This window comes from Streptomyces sp. NPDC086080 (genome assembly GCF_044540255.1).
Classification (GTDB): domain Bacteria; phylum Actinomycetota; class Actinomycetes; order Streptomycetales; family Streptomycetaceae; genus Streptomyces.
In genome coordinates this window covers 14,054-30,615 of record NZ_JBITRU010000008.1, presented here as the reverse complement: position 1 = coordinate 30,615, position 16,562 = coordinate 14,054, and the positions used below count along the sequence as shown (strand labels likewise).

The window sequence follows — 16,562 nt, the reverse complement described above, 5'->3', positions numbered from 1 at the left end:
TCAGTTCTCTACCTTCTCCTCCGCATGGTCCTCGACCTGGGCGGCCCTGCCGGGGCGCTCGGCCTCTTCGACCTGGTTGTCCTTGACGGGGTATACGCGCCCATCAGCGGAGCGGTAGAGCGTCCCGGCCTCGATCAGCGGCAGCACCCGCGCGGGGCTGACCATGCGTCCGGCGTGCGCGAACTTGTCGCCGTCGCGCTGCCACAGCAGACCAGCGGCGGCAATCTCGATGATCTCGGCATCAGTGCCAGGGGTGGCGGTGGGTATGAACTCGCGGGAGACATGGAGGGGTTCGCCGCCGTCGGCCTGGTCGTTGTCCTCGTCGGGGGTGACGTCGTCGCCCGCGAACATCACAGCGTCGAGTACCCACGCGCGGGCCTCGGACATCGCCTTGAGTTCGGTTCGGTCCCCCTTTCCGTCGAGCGTGCCGCCCGTGGAGAAGTCCCAGCCGTCCGGTGTCCACTTCCACAGCATCCGCACGACCCGGCCGCGTTCCTCGTTCACGTCGTGGACTTGCACCACGGCTGCACTCGCGGGATGGACCAGGGTGCGTGACGTCCACCGGCCGGACTTCTCGGCCTGGGAGATCAGCGTGACCGCTTCCGCCGGGAGCCGCTTGGACTCCTCATCGAGGCGGGCCGCCTTCTCCTCGGCCGCTGCCTTCTCGGCCTTCTCGGCCTCCTCGTCCACCGGGGTTTCCCCCGGCCAGTACTGACGAGCGGACAGCAGCCGGTACTTCTGCCCCTTCACGTCATCGTGGGCGGTGTCGGTCTCCGGCTCGGTGACGGCCTCGGCCTTCATTACCCGGGACCACAGGCGGTAAGCCCGCTCCCCGTCCTCCGTGAGGCCGAAGGCGCGCACGCCCGGCGCCTCGGCGAACACCTTCACGTACCCGGCCGACCACAGCGCCGGGACACGGTCCCGCTTGATACGGGCCGACACGTCGTCACGGTCCGGGCTGGCGTCGTACGCCTTGAACCCCCCGCGCGTCTCCCTGACCTTGCCCTCACGGATCCAGCCCAGCGCCCGCCACTGGGCGCGGGAGAAGCTCGCGGCGGCGGCCTGCTCGATCTCGGCCGGTGTGACCACGCCCTCATCACGGCGCGCGTGGTCGTCGGCGTGCAGCTGGGCGGCGTGCTCGGCGTCGGCCCGGTTGTCGAACTGCATGGCCGCGCGCTCGTACTCGGTTCCGTCGCCGAACTTGTCCACCCACACAGTCACGGGGGCGTGTCGGGTGCACTCGACACCCCAACGGGTCTCCGCCAGGTCGAACGCGGCGGCTCGGGCGAACGCCTCACCGGTATACGCCTCACCAACGGCCATCGGCTCGGAGTCGTTACCGTCGTCGGTCGCGGCCGGCTCGGGGGTGGAGGTAGCGACCGGGGCGGCCACCGGCTCACCGTCGGCGTGCCTGCGGACGATGTCCCGGACGTCTTCAACGACGAACTCGCCGTCGATCACGGACGGGCTCCCGATCCGGTCGCCGTTCGGGGCGACGATCACCCACGGCCACACCGCGCGATCCTCATGAACCACCGTGTACACCTCGCCGCGCGTGATCGCGTGCCACAGGCCGTCAGTGATCCGCTTCACCGTGATCCGCCGCTTACCCGCCATGCCCCCGAGCCTTTCTGTGTCGCTGCTGTTCTGCTGTGTGTTCGTGCTGCCTGCCGGGAGAGCGGGGAAGTCCTCGATCCCCCGCGCTGCCAGCTCCCGGCACTCCCCGCACCGCCACTCCATCGGCCACACCCCCCGGCAGCACCGGCGCGGCGCGGCACGCTCGGCCTCCCGGGCCGCCTCACGGCGGGCCTCCCGGCGGTCCCGGATCCGCGCCCGCCGCATCAGCGCCTCGGTGCGCTTGCGCGTCTTCTCTGCCTCGACGGCCGCCCGCTCCGCGCCCTTTCGGGCGATGGCCAGGCGGCGGCGTTCCTCACCGCCCCCGGGGAGCACCGGCAAGGCGTGCGCGTCCTGCCCGGCGTGGCTGTCCCACTGGCGGGCGCGGCGGGCCTTGCGAACGGACGCCATCACGTCGGCCTCATCGCGCAACACGCCCGGCCCGGCAGCCTCGGCAAGCCTGAGCGCCTTGTGTCCGTCCTCCGTCGCCACGACCAAGCCCGAGGAGTGACGCGCGAGGTATCCGCAGCGGGCGAGCAGCCGCACCCGCTCACCCTTGACCCGCCGCCCCGTACGGCCGTCCGCATCCACCGCGCGGAACCCGGAACCGTCGGCCTTCAGGCCACCGGCTGCGGCCAGGCGGACCGTCGCCACGAACGCAGCGCACCAGCCGAGAGCGGCCATGGTGTGGGCCGCGTCGTACGGCGCCGCCACCTGCCCCCCAGCAGGCAGAGCCAGCCGGGCGGGGGCACCCGCATCTGGGCCCGCGTCGCTCTCCGCCACCCCCGAGCCGGCGAGTTCGGCGAGGGCAGCGACAGCCTTACGGGCGTCCTCGTTCGCCCGCTCCGCCTCTTCGGCGGCGTCGGCTGCGGCCGGACCGTACCCGGCGGCGTCCGCCACGGTGGCGGCTTCGATGGCTGCCGCCGCGTGGTCGGACGCGAGCCCCGCGTATTCCTCGGCGGCCTGGCGGTCGCCGGCCTCGGCGGAGCGCTCCGCGTCCTTGGCGGCGGACTCGGCATCGAGCCGGGCGCAGAACGCGGCCCTGCTCGCCCGGACCGAGGCGACCAGGGCGGCCCGGTCGGCGCGCATGTCGGCGGCCAGTGCGGCGGCCCCGTCCTGCGCCTTCTTGTCGCCGCCCCGCTCGCGCACAGCCGCGCGGGCTTCCCGCTTCGCACGGTCGTCGCCGTCGGCCGCGCCCTGGACGATGAGCGCATCGGCCAGCGCCTTGGACGGCCACGGCGCCCGCTCGCCGTTCTCCAGAGCCTCAGTGAGCAGTTGCCCGCACAGTTCGGCCGCACGATCGCCCCACTGCTGCCAGTGCAGGGTGCACGTCTTGGGGTCGCCCATGGCCAAGTCGCGGGCGAGGCCGACCACTTCCCGCCCGGAGAACCGGCCGCCCCCATGGGCATCGTCGAGGATCCGGCCGGCCAGGCAGCGGGCGCAGGCGACGAACCGGCCGAGTTCGCAGTCCTGATCGGTGACCACAGACACCCAGTAGCGGGCACCGGAGCGCTTCGCGCTGCACTTGCCGACGTAGGGCGCGGACATCGCACAGTACGCGTCGGCGTCGGCCGCCGTGTCGTCGTCGGCACACACGGAGACCACACGGAGGCGGGAGTTCGCCACACCTTCCAGGGCGAGACTCCACACCTTCCACTCGGCGACGTACCGTCGGTTGTCGGGCCCCTTGCGCGCCCAGTCCTCATCCGTGCAGCCCTGGTTGCCGTCGGCGTCGGTCAGGTGCTCGAACCCCCAACGGCATTCGGCGACCAGGCCCACGGCGCCGAAGCGGCGGATCAGGAACACTCCGCGCTCAAGCTCCACACGCTCCGGCGCGCACGCGAACGCCGGGGCCTGCGCCGTGTACTGCCCGTACTTCGCCCACAGGGCGGCGAATCGGGTACGGGTGGCGGAGTCCTCACGGATCCGGGTGAGCACGTTGGTAAGGGGGCTGTTCTCGATGTTGGCGGGCCACCAGTACGAGCCGTCAGCGTCGTGTCCGGCCTCCCACTGGTCCTCTTCCGGACGGCAGTGGGTGACGGGCCGCATCCGGAACGCGTGCCCGGTCGCCGTCGTCAGCACCCAGCCGGAGGCGGGCTCCCGCCCGTCCAGGAACGACACGGCCGCGATCGACTCGCCCTCTTCCAGCGCGGCCGAGAGCTGGGCGGCAGCGACGTCGTCACCGGCCGCCGCCTCCGGCTGCCCGGTGTCGCCGTCGGTGTAGCGGGACACGGCCGCCTGTTCCCGCTGCTCCTCGGCCAGCTCACGCCCCGACAGGGACGCGATCCGCTCGCACTCCACGACGCGCGCCGCCTCAGCCGTCTCCTGCTCGGCAAGCAGGGCGGCCACCTCGCGCGCACAGTGCCGAATGAGCTTCCGGCCGTCAGCCGTGCCGTGGGCGTGCACGATGACCGGCGCGGAGACCGCCGACCCGCGCCAGGCCGGAGCGTCGTCGCTCTCGGCGTCAGAGAGATCGGTTCGTTCCTGCGTGATCGTCATCGCTGCACCTCCAGAGCAGCAGCGGGCTTTTCGGTGGTCTCCTGAGGTGACACGATGATCAGCCGCCGTGATCCATTGACCGCCCGGGCCAGCCTGAGCTTCCGGCCCCAACCGCCCAAGACATGAGCGAGAGCGGGCCACGACTCGAAGGTCTCCAGCGTGAGGACGTCGCGACGGCGCACCACCGCGGGGATGTGCAGCAGCGTCAGTTGGACGTAGATCATGTGCATGGCCTGCGGCGCTATGTCCTCTGCCGTCACATGCAGCTGCGTCTGTGGGTTCAGGCCGTGCTCGAGCATCGCCTGCGACAGAGCAACCATGAACGCGCCCGCGCCGCAGCTGGGTTCATACACATTGGCGAAGCCGCCCCTCTGCACCTGCTCGACCACCGAGTCGATCTGCATCTCGGCCATCAGCTGGGCGATGTCGTAGGGCGTGTAGTACTGGCCGAGCCGCTCGTTGCCGAGCTCCAACTCCATGTAGAGGCGGCCGAGTACGTCGCAGGGCTCGCGCTCCATCTCCGCGGTCACCAGCGCCAGGGCGTGCGCGAAGCGGTCCAGCTCTGTTCTGCTGTAGCGGCCGGCGATCTGGAGGTACTGCCCTTCGCGCGCTTCCCAGGACTCGCTCCCGCAGACGTCCACGGCGTTGCGCAGAGCCAGCGCCGCCATCTCGACGAAGTTGTCGAAGACTTCGCTCATCCGCTTCGCGCCGGTGTTCGCCGCCAGCAGCTTCACGATCTCGCGATAGCCGCTCATGCGCTCGGCTCGATGCTGCTCTTCGAGCCGACCGTGAGGACCGCGGCGGAGCCCGGAAGATCCTCATCCGACCCAAGCAGCTTCCGCCGGGCCTGCTCGCGAAGCAGAACCAGCGCCCCATCGGGGATGAACGCGAGCATGATCTCGTCTGACAACTCGATGCGGCTGCTGATCTCTTCGACCTCGGCCGTCGAGGTCGCATCCAGTGCCTCGCTCATCACACCACCTCCTTACTGCGCTTGCCCGCGGGCTTCGCGGCGAGGGCCTGCTGCTCGACGTGGCGAGCCGCGATGTACAGGCCCTCGCGGTTCAGGTGCCGCGAGTAGCTCGAGTCGAGGTAGAGCACGGGCACATCGCCCGCGGCCTTCAGCAGCGCCGGGTGCAGCAGGTGCTTGATCGGGCCCGAGCCGCCGCCGTAGACGTAGACGACCTCGGTCGTCGCGCCGGCCTGGGAGAGGACGTCACCGAAGGAGGAGACGATCTCGTCGACCAGGTAGCTAGCCTCGTCCTCGACGAAGCCGGCGGCGCGCTGGTGACGGTTCTTCACCAGCACCGACGGCTCTGCGTGGAGGAAGTCGGCCAGTTGCTTGCGCGAGGAGAACTGCAGCGTGGCGTCCGACTCGCTCATGCGCTCCATGGCGTTCATCAGCGCGGTGCCGTAGCCCTCGTCGAGCGTGGCAGCCGCCTCAGGGTTGAACCGGCCGTCGGTGAAGACCGGGAAGTTCACGGTGCCTTCGCCGACATCGACGCCGATGGTGTTCTGCACCGCCACCAGATCGGAGGCCGAGACGCCCTCCACGAGGGAGGCGTCGCGAGTGCGCAGATCATCGAGAAGAGCCTGGGCCAGCGGCTCGCCCTTGTCGGTGATGGCGAACTGCGCGGAGGCCCCCTCGGCCATCACCTGGACGTCGACGAACTGCAGGCGTACCGAGACCGGGGTGCTGAAGTTCTTGATCGTCACCAGGTGCACCGCGGGGTCGGAGCTGCCCAGCAGGCCGATGAACTCGGCGGCGTAGGCGTGGCGGCGCGCGACGAACTCGGAGATCGGCAGTGCCAGGCCGGCGCGCACCTGCACGCGCAGCTCGTGATCGGGCAGCGCGCCGTTCTCGCGGACGTAGTCGCGCAGGGCCTTCGCGGCGAAGACACCCAGGACCAGAACCTTGCTCAGCTCCTGATCGGCCTTGGAGTGCTTGCCCAGCACCTCGAACTCGGTGAACTTCGAGCCGCGCACAGACAGCGCTGCGCGGCCGAAGATCCGGCGGTCCGACGCCGCCACCAGGGAAGTGGTGAGCGAGCAGTCGATCTGGTTGTAGAAATCGCCGGCCAGCATGGAGGCCGCATCCGCGTCGGGGAGCGGCACCTTCGGCGAGGTGCGGGAAGTCGAGACGACCGCGCTGGGCAAATCGATCTCGTCGAAAGTCCCCTGCTTCGTGTTCTGGATGACGCCCTTGACGTAGCCGTTGCCGACGTCGATGCCGCCGGTGAGAGTGATGATGTCGTTGCTGTTGGCGCTCATGAATTCGATTCCTCGGTGTCTGTGTTGTCTGCCTGGAAAATGAAATTCACCGCGTTACTCAGCGCCGAGTGCTCGCCATGATTTCGTCGATGGATGCCTGCTTCGGCGGTTCCGACGCTGGGCTGGGGGCGTTTGCCGCGGGCTCCTCGGCCGTCTCAACCGGTGCGGGAACTGGCTCGGGCTGGGCTACCGGCGCTGGTGCTGTCTTCTCGACGACGGTGTCCGGGGCGACCTCGGCCTCGTCGGCGACTGCGGGCTGTGGCTGAACCGGCCTGGCGGCCGGACGGCGCTCGGTGACCGCCTCGTCGTCCTCGCGCTGCTCGATGCTCTCCAGTGGCGGCCGGCCGCGACGCGGCAGCTGATCGACGGGCTTGTAGAAGACGTCGATGTACCCGTCGCGCTGAATGGACTCCCGAATGAGCAGTCGCAGCGACTGCGAGATGTTCTCCTGCTGATCGAGCCACTCGATCACCGAGGTGTCGGCAGCGGGCACGGTCCAGCGGACCTTGCGAGGTTCACCCGGCTGATTCGCCATTGCACTCACCTCGCCCCGCCACTCTCACCTGCGCTTCATCCGGTCGTTCGCCGGATGTCTCTCGCTCTGCCATATGGACTCACCGCCCTTCGCGTTTCCTCTCGAATGCGAATCAACGCGAGCCCACTCTAGTGCCCCTATTGAGTCCTATGCAAGTCCCATTCGATACGCAAGAGAGGCGCTGTCCGAGTCTCTGTCGAGTACCGGCAGGGACACTTGTGAGACACCCCCGTGCCTCCACCAGGGACGACCGCACGCAGGCCGCCGGCACCGTGCGCCTTTGCGCCCCACCTGCGACGCGGCAAGTGCTCACGCGGGACACCTGCGAGACACCCGCGGTCACAGCACTGATCCCGAGGAGCTGCATTGGAGTACGGATGAGGCCCCATTGGCGTCCCGGTCGTGTCTCCTGCGAGACGCCACCCGGCATCCCTGCACAGGTGAGTCCTCCGAAGGCTCTGTGTGCGACGCCAGTGCGGCACTGTCGGGGCGCGCGCGAGACACCGTGAGGACGTGCGCAGAAATCCAAGAGGTATACCGGCATCGGTCGGCGTCCTATGTGGGTCCCAGTCGCGTCTCGTACATGTCCATATGGGTCACCTCTGAGACACGAGAGGGACGGTGTTTCACCGCTGTTTCACGGAGCCGAGAAGCCTGTCTGTGCCCCTTGCCGAAGCCCGCTGGCGGGCACGTTGAGACAGCCGCGAAGCGCCGGCGGAGCGAGTCAGCACAGCCGCCGGCGAGCCGTCAGCACAGTGCTGGCACAGCGCTGCTGCGACGGTCGGTACAGGGGCGTCATCGGGCCGTCATGGTCGCGGAGAGGAGAGGGAGGGAGAAGGAGCAAAGGGGGAGCAGGCCCCCGCACACAGCGAGCGTGCGAGGAACGACTTGCTTCCGCAGCAAAGGCCCGTGGGGTAGAAGAGCAGAGGCCTCTGCTGCGGAAGCAGCCCCTGGAGGAAGACGACAACGGCCCGATGACGCTGGAGCTGCTCGCTGTGCCCGATGGGCAGCTGGTCGCAGCAGTCGGGCCTCTCTTCTTCTGATGCGTCCACGAAGAATCACCCCGGGCTCGCCGCGCAAGCGCGAGACGGAGCACAGCCCGGGGCCGGAACGGGCGTCGTCGACACAGTGCAGAACGCCCGCCTCGGACGCGGTGCATAAAGTGCTGGCACGCTGCCGCGGCAGCACCGGAGCAACGACCGGAGCGAGGCGAATCCACGTCGGTGCAGCCAGCACAACGCGACGGGACGAGGCCGGCTGCGCCGCCACAGTGAGCGGTGGAGCAGAGCGTTGTCCACAGCCGAAGCGACGGTGTCGCAAGAGGACGGATCCGCTGCGCGGCGAAGGCTGTGCCGCCGACGGCAGCAGGACGATGAACCGGGGCTGCGCCCCGTCAGGAGCAGACCCGTACCCCCGGCCTCGCTCGTGCCTCGCGAGGACGGATCAGCATGGGGGTACGGCCGTATCACGGACGTCGAAACAGCAGTACACCCAAAAGGTGCGATGACCAGGCGAAACAGCCAGACCCGTACCCCCGCTACGCGGAAAAGGGGGAGGGGTACGGGTCAAGAGGGTACGGACCGTTTCCCCTGATGTTCCAGGCTTCCGCTAACGCTCCAGCCGTGGAACAGCGAGGACGACGACAAGGAAGCAAAGGGCATAAGGGAACCTGATAACACGTGTCCTGCGGACCCTCGCTTCGCTCGTCCTCTCCGCTGCGCTCCGAGGACGTGTTAGTCGGCATAGCCGACGGGTTCCACCGCTCGCTTCGCTCGCCGGTCCGTCGGTCGCTGGCGCTCCCTCCGGCTATGCCCAGCGCTGCGCTTGAGAAAGGAAGCCCCACCACTGCCCCGCTGCAGTTGTCCATAGATGTGGACAGCAGCAAAGGGGGCAGCAGTGGTGGATCGCCTGGCGCTGCGCGCCTGGCTCAGGCGAGAAGTGACGACCCGTGCGACGGCTCGGTACGCGAACCGTCCGGAGCAGATCACGCCAGCAAGATCTTCCGAGTCGTCAGCCAGCAGAGCTGGCACGGGAGCTGGGTCGAACATCGAGATCACACGGACCCCACCGGGGTCCGCACTCGTTGGTCGCCACCCGCACCCGAGTCCACGAAGAGGCGCCACCATGACGCAGTCCCAGCCCGAAATCTCGCCCGCCGACACCGGAGCCCGCTACGAGCCGAAGTTGTGGCAACCGAACAGCGAAGCCGTCGCCGAGGTGATGCGCTCCGGCGAAGCCGGGGACACCGGCAACGTCGACTTCACCAACGGCGATGCACGTCTCCCGCAGCGATGACGGGATGTACACCGTCCACCTCATGCCGATGTGTGATGACGATCAGATCCGCGTCGAGCTCCACTGGGGGAAGGACCTGGCCGTCATCGAGCCCAGTACCAGCCGGCCGGTATGAGCCAGCGACATGCAGGCCGCCGCGCCTGTCCAGACATCGTGGCCACAGCTCTCGACTCCAGCTGTGGAGACCGCCGAGTCACAAGGAGAGGAGACTTGAATGATTGCTGAAATGATTCCAGAATCGTTCTCGCATGTCGTCCTCGTCACCGGTTCCCGCAGCTGGAACGACGAGCGGAGCATGCGCTCGTCGTTCAACGACGCCTGGCGCGACTGGGGAGCGGAGAACGTCACCCGGCCGGTACTCATCTCGGGGCATTGCCCCGAGGGTGCCGACACCATGGCCGAGCGCCTGTGGCGGGCCGTCGGCTTCGAGATCCGCACCTTCCCCGCCGCCTGGTCGGCTCATGGGAAGCGGGCCGGCTTCCAGCGCAACCAGGAGATGGTCGACGCCGCCCAGGTCTTCCGCGAGGCCGGGGCTCAGGTGCTGTGCACGGCCTTCCTCGACCTCTGCCGGAAGCCCGGATGCCCGCAGCGAGATCAGGAGCAGCTCATGCCGCATACGCCGGGGCACTTCTCGCACGGCACGATCCACTGCAGGGCTCGCGCGCGAGCCGCGGGGATCGAGACGGCCACCGTGCTCCATCCGTCGCTGCCGCCGTTCTGAAGACGCACGAAGGGCCCCGCAGTGTACTGCAGGGCCCTTCAAGGACGGATGGGATGAGTCGGCCGGGAGGCGAACACCAGACTCAGCGCTACTTGCTCCGATCGATGCCGTGCGCCTCGTCATAGGCCTTCATGACCGTCTTAGGGATACGTCCCCGTTCCGCGAACTCATAGCCCTCCTTCTTGGCCCACTCACGGATCTTGTCGCGCTCCTCGGCAGTCGTCTCGGGCACGACTCGCTTCTTGGATGCCGGCTTCCCGGCTTTCCGGCTGACCTTCAGGTACGGCTTCAGCGCTTCCTCAAGCTTCTTCTGCTCCTCAGCGGTGAGGTCGACCTCGTACCAGGTGTCACCCAAGCCGAACGTAGCTGTAGCCGCATCCGGCTTACCACTGAGATCTGACTCGACAATGCTTCGAATGGCCATACCGGCGAGAGTAGCCGATACGCAAGGACCTTGGAAAGTCTGTCGCAGGCATTCGAGATAAGTGTGCTATTTAGAGCCCGAATGAGACTTGGAAGCACTGCGAAATAAGCAGAAGAGGTGAATGCTACTGCTAAAATCGCAGCGATGTGAGGGGTGCCGCATACCCCCTTCTCCACCGACCAACGCCCCCGATCGAGAGGCCTCCACCATGTCCACGCTCCATACCGTCGACGACCATTCGCTCACCGACGAGGACACCGACCTCTTCGAGCTGCTGTGCCAGCGCAGGGGGTGGTCGGATCAGTACCTGAAGGAGATCGAGTCCACCGAGCACGACGAGCTCCTGGACCTGGCCGAGATGGTCGAGGCCCTTCATGACGCCCGGACCACGGGCAAGAAGATCACCATCGCCCCCGACTTCGACATGGATGGCATCTCCTCCGGTGTCCTCGGCTACGCCGGCCTGTCCGAGCTCGGCTTCGACGTCGAGCTGCACCTGCCCGACGACCGCCGCGGTCACGAGCTCACGCCCGAGGACATCGCCGAGATCCACGCGAAGTGGCCCGACACGCGGGTCCTGCTCACCTGCGACGGGGGAGTGAACTCCCACCGCGGTATCGCCGCCGCGCGTGCCCTGGGCTGGACGACGCTGGTGACCGATCACCACGAGGAGCTCGCGCCGGGCTCTACCGCGGACATCACCGTCGACCCGTGCCGGATCGACGAGACCTACGCCCACACCGGGATCTGCGGTGCCCACGTGCTCTACCAGGTGATCGAGGCCTACACCCGCGTGCACCGGCCCGAGAAGCTCTGGGAGATCCACCTGCTGCGCCTGTTCGCCGGCCTCGGCACCGTCTCCGACGTCATGCCCGTTCTGTACGAGAACCGCCAGCTGGTGCGCGATGCGATCTCGATTGCCCGCCTGCTGCGCGTCGCCGCGCCGAAGACGATCCCCAATCCTTGGGGTGGGTTCGACGCTGACCCCGATGCCATCGACATCGAGCAGTCGATCCTGATGCAGCTGTTGCGCACCGAGCCGCACCACCCGGTCTTCCTCCGGGCCTTCGAGGGCTTCGCAATCGTGCTCAAGGCCTTCGCGCAGATCAGCAAGATCCGCGACGTCGACGACCTCGACGAGGGCTTCTTCGGCTTCTACCTCGCCCCGGCGATGAACAGCCCCCGGCGCACGGGGGCCTCGCTTGAGCCGTGCTTCGCGGTGTTCACGGCCGCCGGTGCTGACGTCAAGCTCAAGGCCGCCCACCAGGTGATCGAGAGCAACGAGCTGCGCAAGCAGCTGGTCATCGAACACATGGAAGAACTCACCACCGGGGACCAGCCCTTGGCCCCGTGGGTGTACTTCTCGGACACCTACCCCGGCATGCACGGGCTGCTGGCCAGCCGGATGCTGGAGCTCAACGGTCACCCGGTCGTCGTTCTCAACCGCCCCACCAGTCCCGACGATTTCGTCAGCGGTTCCGGTCGCGCGCCGGGCTGGTTCGACATCATCACCAGCCTGGAGCCGCACGACGGTCTCAGTGCCATCGGGCACCAGCAGGCCTGCGGCGTCCGCGTCGCGAAGGCCGAGAAGCTCGGCGACCTCGTCGCCGTGCTGCAGGAGGCCACCCAGGTCGCCCTGCTCGCCGTCAGCACCGACGGACCGAACAGTGATCTCGTGCTAGGCCCGGACGCCGACTGCGACGCCAGCCTCGAGGACCTGCAGCCGTTGTTCGAGCTGGTGCGCCGTACCGAGGGACTCAAGCCCTTCGGGCACGGCTTCACCGCTCCGGTCGTCGAGATCGCGATCGAGCCCCTGGGCCTGCGCGTGGACCGGATCGGATCCGAATCGCAGCACCTGCGCCTGGTCACCCGGTCCGGCCTGTCCTGCCTGTGGTGGAACGTCGCCGAGGAGAAGTTCGACATGCTCCGGGGCTTCGTGCAGCGCGCCAGCCGCACCGAACTCGGCACGCTGCGCTTCACGGCGACGCTGCAGCTGAACACCTTCCGCGGCGACACCCGCGTCCAGGCCATCATCAACGAACAGATCACCACGGCTGCTTGAGCCCCGTAGAGGAGGAGACCTTGACGACTTCACCGATCACCTCGCGTCTGCTCAGCATCGGGTGGTGCGTCCTCGTGCCGTTCGCCGCCGTCGCGGTCTACCTCGGCCTCGGCGCCTTCGCAGTCCTCCTCATCGGAGAGCCGATCGTCGCGACCGCCGTCCTGGGCATGCTTGTCGTCGTCCTGGTCGGTTCGATGAGGATCCAGCGGCCCCGGTGGCTCGCGCATGCGCCGGCCCCGCAGCCGGGGTCGGAGATCCCACGCTTCGGGTGGATCGTCCTCTGCTGCGCGGTCCTGGCCTTCCTCGCCGGGCAGTCGCTGGCCTTGTGGATCTATGTCACGGTCGGGTCCGCCGGCTTCGACGCCTCGAACCAGACCCGGCACGCGGCTGGAGCCCTGACGACCCTGCTGCTCACCCTGGTCGCGGCTCCCGCGGGGGAGGAGTTCCTGTTCCGAGGGCTGATCTACCCGTTGCTGCGCAAGCGGGTGAGCATCCTCGTCTCAACGCTGGTCACCGCCGTGGTGTTCGGCCTGGTGCACGGTAATGCCGTGCAGTTCGCCTCGACCCTGCCGTTGGCGGTGCTCCTGGCCCTGGTCTACGAGCACACGCGCGCGCTGTGGCCGTGCGTGCTCCTGCATCTGGGCTTCAACCTCGCCGCGGCTCTCGCCCCGGCGCAGGCGCTCGGCGCTCCGGCGAACGCCGTCTCCGCGGTGTTCCTGTGCCTGGCCTTTGCTGGTTGTGCCTTGGGGCTCTACCGGCGGGTCGCCGACGGGACTGCGCCAAGCGCAGTCCAGGGCGCGGGAGGCGAGTCCGCGATGCAGTGATCGAGGTACTCAGCCTCTTCTGAAAAGCGATGGTGCCCTCCCTGCGGGACCGGCGGCCTTTCAGCCGCCGGTCCCTCGTGCGGAGGGCATGCTCGTGGTGACCGGGGTGTTCCGGTCACCGGGGTGTGACTGAAAGTAATTGTTCAGTCATACTCATCAGGAGAGGAGAGGATCTCATCATGGCTATCGTCGGCACCTGCACGTATGACTCACGAGGACAGCTCGTCCGTCCCGACACGCTCGACATCAGCCGTGCGAAGATCCGCCTGGACCTCGACACTGAGGCCTTTTCAACCTGCGGTTGAGCTGGCGTGATGCAGGGTAAGGACGGCCTGAACGAGGGACGTGATCCGGGTGGTCGAGCAGCGGAGTTTGCGGAGGAGTCGCCAGTTCTTGAGGATGGCCATGGCTTGTTCGACGAGGGCCCGGATCTTGGCCTGGGATCGGTTCACCGCCTGCTGACCTGCGGACAGCGTTTCCCATCGGCCGCGGAACGGAACCCGGACCGTGCCGCGGGCACCCTGGTAGCCCTTGTCCGCCCAGCAAGGGATGTGGGCCTGGTCGAGGGCGTCGATGATGCCGTGTTCGCGGGCCGCTCGAATATCGTGAACGGCCCCTGGCAGCGCGGGCGAGGCCCACAGCAGTCGGCCGAACGGATCGGCGATGACCTGCACGTTCATGCCGTGCTTCTTATGCTTCCCGGAGTAGAAGGGCCGGTCGGCGGCGATCCGGTCGATGGGCAGGAGCGTCCCGTCGAGCAGGACGTACGCCTTCGTCGAAGCAGCCCGGACGGCCTCATCGAGGGTCGGTGCGAGTGCGGCCAGGAGGTCGACGGCCTCGCTGATGTAGCGGTATACCGTGCTCGTCCCCACCCCGAAACCAGCTGCGAGCTGGGCGTATGTGGTTCCGTTCCGCAGATGCGCCAACACCAGCAGGGCTTGACGGCCGGCCGGGAGCCGGCGCCAGCGGCATTTGATCCGACGACGGTGTTCTCGCAGGCGAGCGGCGAGGAAGGACAGGGACCGACTGGACACGTCCAGCCCGCACGGGTAGACAAGCACGTGAAGCCTCTGGTGGGTACCGGGTGATCTTGGTCGTGAACCCGTCTACCAGGGGCTTCACTCATCTGTCGAACCAACCGACCTGCTCACCCAGCAAGTTGGCAAAGGCTCACTGGTGAGAAGCCCACCTTCGATCGCGGTCACACGCACGTCTTCGTCGTCTCCGACATGGGCGTCACGGCCGAACAGGCCCGTGAGCGAGTGAACGCGAGGCTGCGCCGGTTCTTCGATCGCGCTGAGGCCGTTCGCGGCTTCCGCGAAATCACGATGAAGAGAAACCAGAGCAAGAACCGGCTCAACCTCAACACCACGATTTCCTACGAGATCCTCTACGTCGTCGAAGCAGACGAGCGATCCCGTAGCCGCAGTCCCGAGTCCCCCAATGCGGGACACCAGCGAGGCTGAAGCACAGTCACCCCTGAGTGATTCGCGCCATTCACGCCTCGCACTCATCAGCACATGCAGAGAGGCCGGAGAGCTCCCTTCCCACGGGGATGCTATCCGGCCTCTCTGTTCTCGCGTTCCAGTGCAACATCGATCACCTGGCGTCAACGATAGCAGCTGTCGTGGGCCACTCGCAATGAGTAGCGAATGTTAGTCCAATGTCCTCTCTTGCCGAGTGGAGCCTTATGAGTGAACGACTCGGACAGAGTTCTGACTCGCGCCCGGAGGATGCGTCAGGAGCCTTCTGTGAGCCTCAGGGCGCCGAGGATGTTCCATGCGGCTTCCAGTCCCGCTGAGGCTCGGCCGCACCGCCTGGGAGCCGCACGGCGGCTCGGCGTGTGTCCGTTCTCAACGAACCCAGTCGCCTCCAAGCCGCTGACCAGGGCGGACTAACTTCGTTGCGACTCCGCTCCTTGGGACGTCATCGTCGCCCCGACCAGGCGACCTGCGACGACTGGTTTCGATGAGACGGATCGACGTTCGACTCGGTTCGTTGAGACGGGACAGCGTGGAAGTCTGCCTCGACTTGGTCGCCAGTGTCCGGTGCCACTTGTCCCGTCTCAAACGATCTGGGTCGTGGCCGTGGCTGTGACCTGCGGCGACCAGATCATTGGAGACGGAAGCGGCGCGAGAATCTCAAACGATCTGGTCTCGGAGCTGCGAATGCGCCGCGTGCGCCTGGCTGCCGGCCAGGGCGTCTCAACCAACCCGGCCAGCGGAACCAGATCGTCCGAGACAGAGACCAGATCCGGGGAGACGGGACACCACTGAATCTTGATCGTTTGCCACCGGACTTTGACCGGTGGCAGCCCACTACCAAGACAGTGGCGGGTGGTTTCTTGCCGAGCATCACCGCGCACTCCAGGCATCGACCTACTCTTCGGTGCCATGGATGATGAGCTGACCAACGACGACCATCTTCGGGCCCTGGCCGCGCTGGAGGCCGTTGTCCAGAACAACGACGGCGCCCTGGAGGTCCTGGCGGGTGGCGCGCACGAGCGCCCGCTGGCGGCCCTGCTCGCCGCGTACGGACAGCACACGCTTCACCGTGTCCTGCTCGCCGCGTTTGGCATTGAGGCCACCATGACCCACGACGAGACCGGCCAGCGCCTCGCGGAGCTCAACGGCGATCCCATGGCGCGCATCGTCTTCCTCCTGACCGACTCCCTGCACCACCAGGCCGTCCTCGCTGGCGACGACCTCGTCACCGCCAAACGGATCGGCGGATCCATCCTGCTCGCGATCCACGCCTTCACCGACGCGGACAACCAGGACGCGTTGACCTTGCTGCGCGCCCTGCGTAACGAAGCCCTCCGAGCTGGCTGACGGCACCGGTCAGACTTCGGTGGCAAACGGTCAAGATTCAGTAGCGCAGGACAGCCAGGGGGCGCATCGAGCTGCTAGCTGTACCACGAGACGTGGTACACCCCTGAAAACCGCGTCTGACCTGGGCGAATATTTGTACCGCGAGGCTCTTTTCCGCATCGGGTGTACCACGTGAGAGCGCCGACGTGGTACGACGTTTTGTCTGGTCAACCAGTGTTTCCCGCCCATGTACCACGAGTACCACGTCTTTTTGACCGTTTACATAGGGGACGCGTTCGGGAGCGATCCAGACAGCTCCAGCCCCAGCTCGCCAGTCTGCTCGCATATCCCCCCTGCGCGTGTATCTAGGCTCTATTTCCTGGTACAAGTGGTACGGGGGGTATATAAAACCTGCCTGAGCTGGGAAAACACCTGTACCACGTAGAAAATGCTACGTGGTACACCTTCCTCTTGAACTCCTGAAATTCCTGCTCTGACCTGGGGAAA

13 protein-coding genes are annotated in these 16,562 nt (G+C 67.3%); 6 read left to right on the top strand and 7 right to left on the bottom strand.

The features are described from left to right. The 5 genes from ACIF9R_RS12335 to ACIF9R_RS12315 are packed head-to-tail and all read right to left on the bottom strand — an operon-like array spanning position 1 to position 6,919. Positions 1-4,113, bottom strand: coding sequence for a hypothetical protein (locus ACIF9R_RS12335; RefSeq protein WP_399977994.1), 4,113 nt, complete (start codon positions 4,111-4,113; stop codon positions 1-3). Next, positions 4,110-4,868 (bottom strand): N-6 DNA methylase, encoded by a 759-nt coding sequence (locus ACIF9R_RS12330; RefSeq protein WP_399977992.1) that lies wholly within the window; start codon positions 4,866-4,868, stop codon positions 4,110-4,112. Before ACIF9R_RS12330 ends, ACIF9R_RS12335 begins: the two co-directional genes overlap by 4 nt. Continuing rightward, on the bottom strand, positions 4,865-5,086 hold the full coding sequence (locus tag ACIF9R_RS12325; protein WP_399977989.1) for a hypothetical protein: 222 nt from the start codon (positions 5,084-5,086) through the stop codon (positions 4,865-4,867). The genes ACIF9R_RS12330 and ACIF9R_RS12325 overlap by 4 nt, the downstream gene beginning before the upstream one ends. Further along, on the bottom strand, positions 5,086-6,384 hold the full coding sequence (locus ACIF9R_RS12320) for a hypothetical protein (RefSeq protein WP_399977988.1): 1,299 nt from the start codon (positions 6,382-6,384) through the stop codon (positions 5,086-5,088). The genes ACIF9R_RS12325 and ACIF9R_RS12320 overlap by 1 nt, the downstream gene beginning before the upstream one ends. A 58-nt stretch (positions 6,385-6,442) precedes the next feature. Beyond that, complete coding sequence (locus tag ACIF9R_RS12315; protein WP_399977985.1) at positions 6,443-6,919, bottom strand: hypothetical protein; 477 nt, start codon at positions 6,917-6,919, stop codon at positions 6,443-6,445. Positions 6,920-9,043: 2,124 nt separating this feature from the next. On the opposite strand from ACIF9R_RS12315, the gene ACIF9R_RS12310 reads away from it, so the two are divergent. Together ACIF9R_RS12310 and ACIF9R_RS12305 are read left to right on the top strand one after the other, a co-directional pair. Beyond that, positions 9,044-9,214, top strand: coding sequence for a hypothetical protein (locus ACIF9R_RS12310; protein WP_399977982.1), 171 nt, complete (start codon positions 9,044-9,046; stop codon positions 9,212-9,214). A 214-nt stretch (positions 9,215-9,428) separates the two neighbouring features. Beyond that, positions 9,429-9,935 carry an SLOG family protein gene (locus ACIF9R_RS12305; protein WP_399977980.1) on the top strand — a complete coding sequence of 169 codons (507 nt, stop codon included), beginning with the start codon at positions 9,429-9,431 and terminating at the stop codon, positions 9,933-9,935. 88 nt (positions 9,936-10,023) lie between these two features. Here the strand turns inward: ACIF9R_RS12305 and ACIF9R_RS12300 are convergent, their stop codons facing one another. Then, complete coding sequence (locus ACIF9R_RS12300) at positions 10,024-10,359, bottom strand: Lsr2 family protein (RefSeq protein ID WP_399977978.1); 336 nt, start codon at positions 10,357-10,359, stop codon at positions 10,024-10,026. Between the two features lie 208 nt (positions 10,360-10,567). Between ACIF9R_RS12300 and ACIF9R_RS12295 the strand changes: the two genes are divergently transcribed. Together ACIF9R_RS12295 and ACIF9R_RS12290 are read left to right on the top strand one after the other, a co-directional pair. Further along, on the top strand, positions 10,568-12,421 hold the full coding sequence (locus tag ACIF9R_RS12295) for a DHH family phosphoesterase (RefSeq protein WP_399977977.1): 1,854 nt from the start codon (positions 10,568-10,570) through the stop codon (positions 12,419-12,421). 20 nt (positions 12,422-12,441) lie between these two features. Then, positions 12,442-13,245 (top strand): lysostaphin resistance A-like protein, encoded by an 804-nt coding sequence (locus ACIF9R_RS12290; RefSeq protein ID WP_399977974.1) that lies wholly within the window; start codon positions 12,442-12,444, stop codon positions 13,243-13,245. Between the two features lie 290 nt (positions 13,246-13,535). On the opposite strand, the gene ACIF9R_RS12285 is transcribed toward ACIF9R_RS12290, so the two are convergent. Further along, positions 13,536-14,306, bottom strand: coding sequence for a transposase family protein (locus tag ACIF9R_RS12285; RefSeq protein WP_399977972.1), 771 nt, complete (start codon positions 14,304-14,306; stop codon positions 13,536-13,538). A 168-nt stretch (positions 14,307-14,474) separates the two neighbouring features. Between ACIF9R_RS12285 and ACIF9R_RS12280 the strand changes: the two genes are divergently transcribed. Beyond that, the gene (locus ACIF9R_RS12280) at positions 14,475-14,711 is read left to right on the top strand and encodes a hypothetical protein (RefSeq protein WP_399977969.1); all 237 of its coding nucleotides are present in this window, start codon (positions 14,475-14,477) and stop codon (positions 14,709-14,711) included. 927 nt (positions 14,712-15,638) lie between these two features. Then, entirely contained in the window at positions 15,639-16,076 is a 438-nt protein-coding gene (locus tag ACIF9R_RS12275; protein WP_399977967.1) for a hypothetical protein, read from the top strand. The last annotated feature ends 486 nt before the right edge of the window (positions 16,077-16,562 follow it).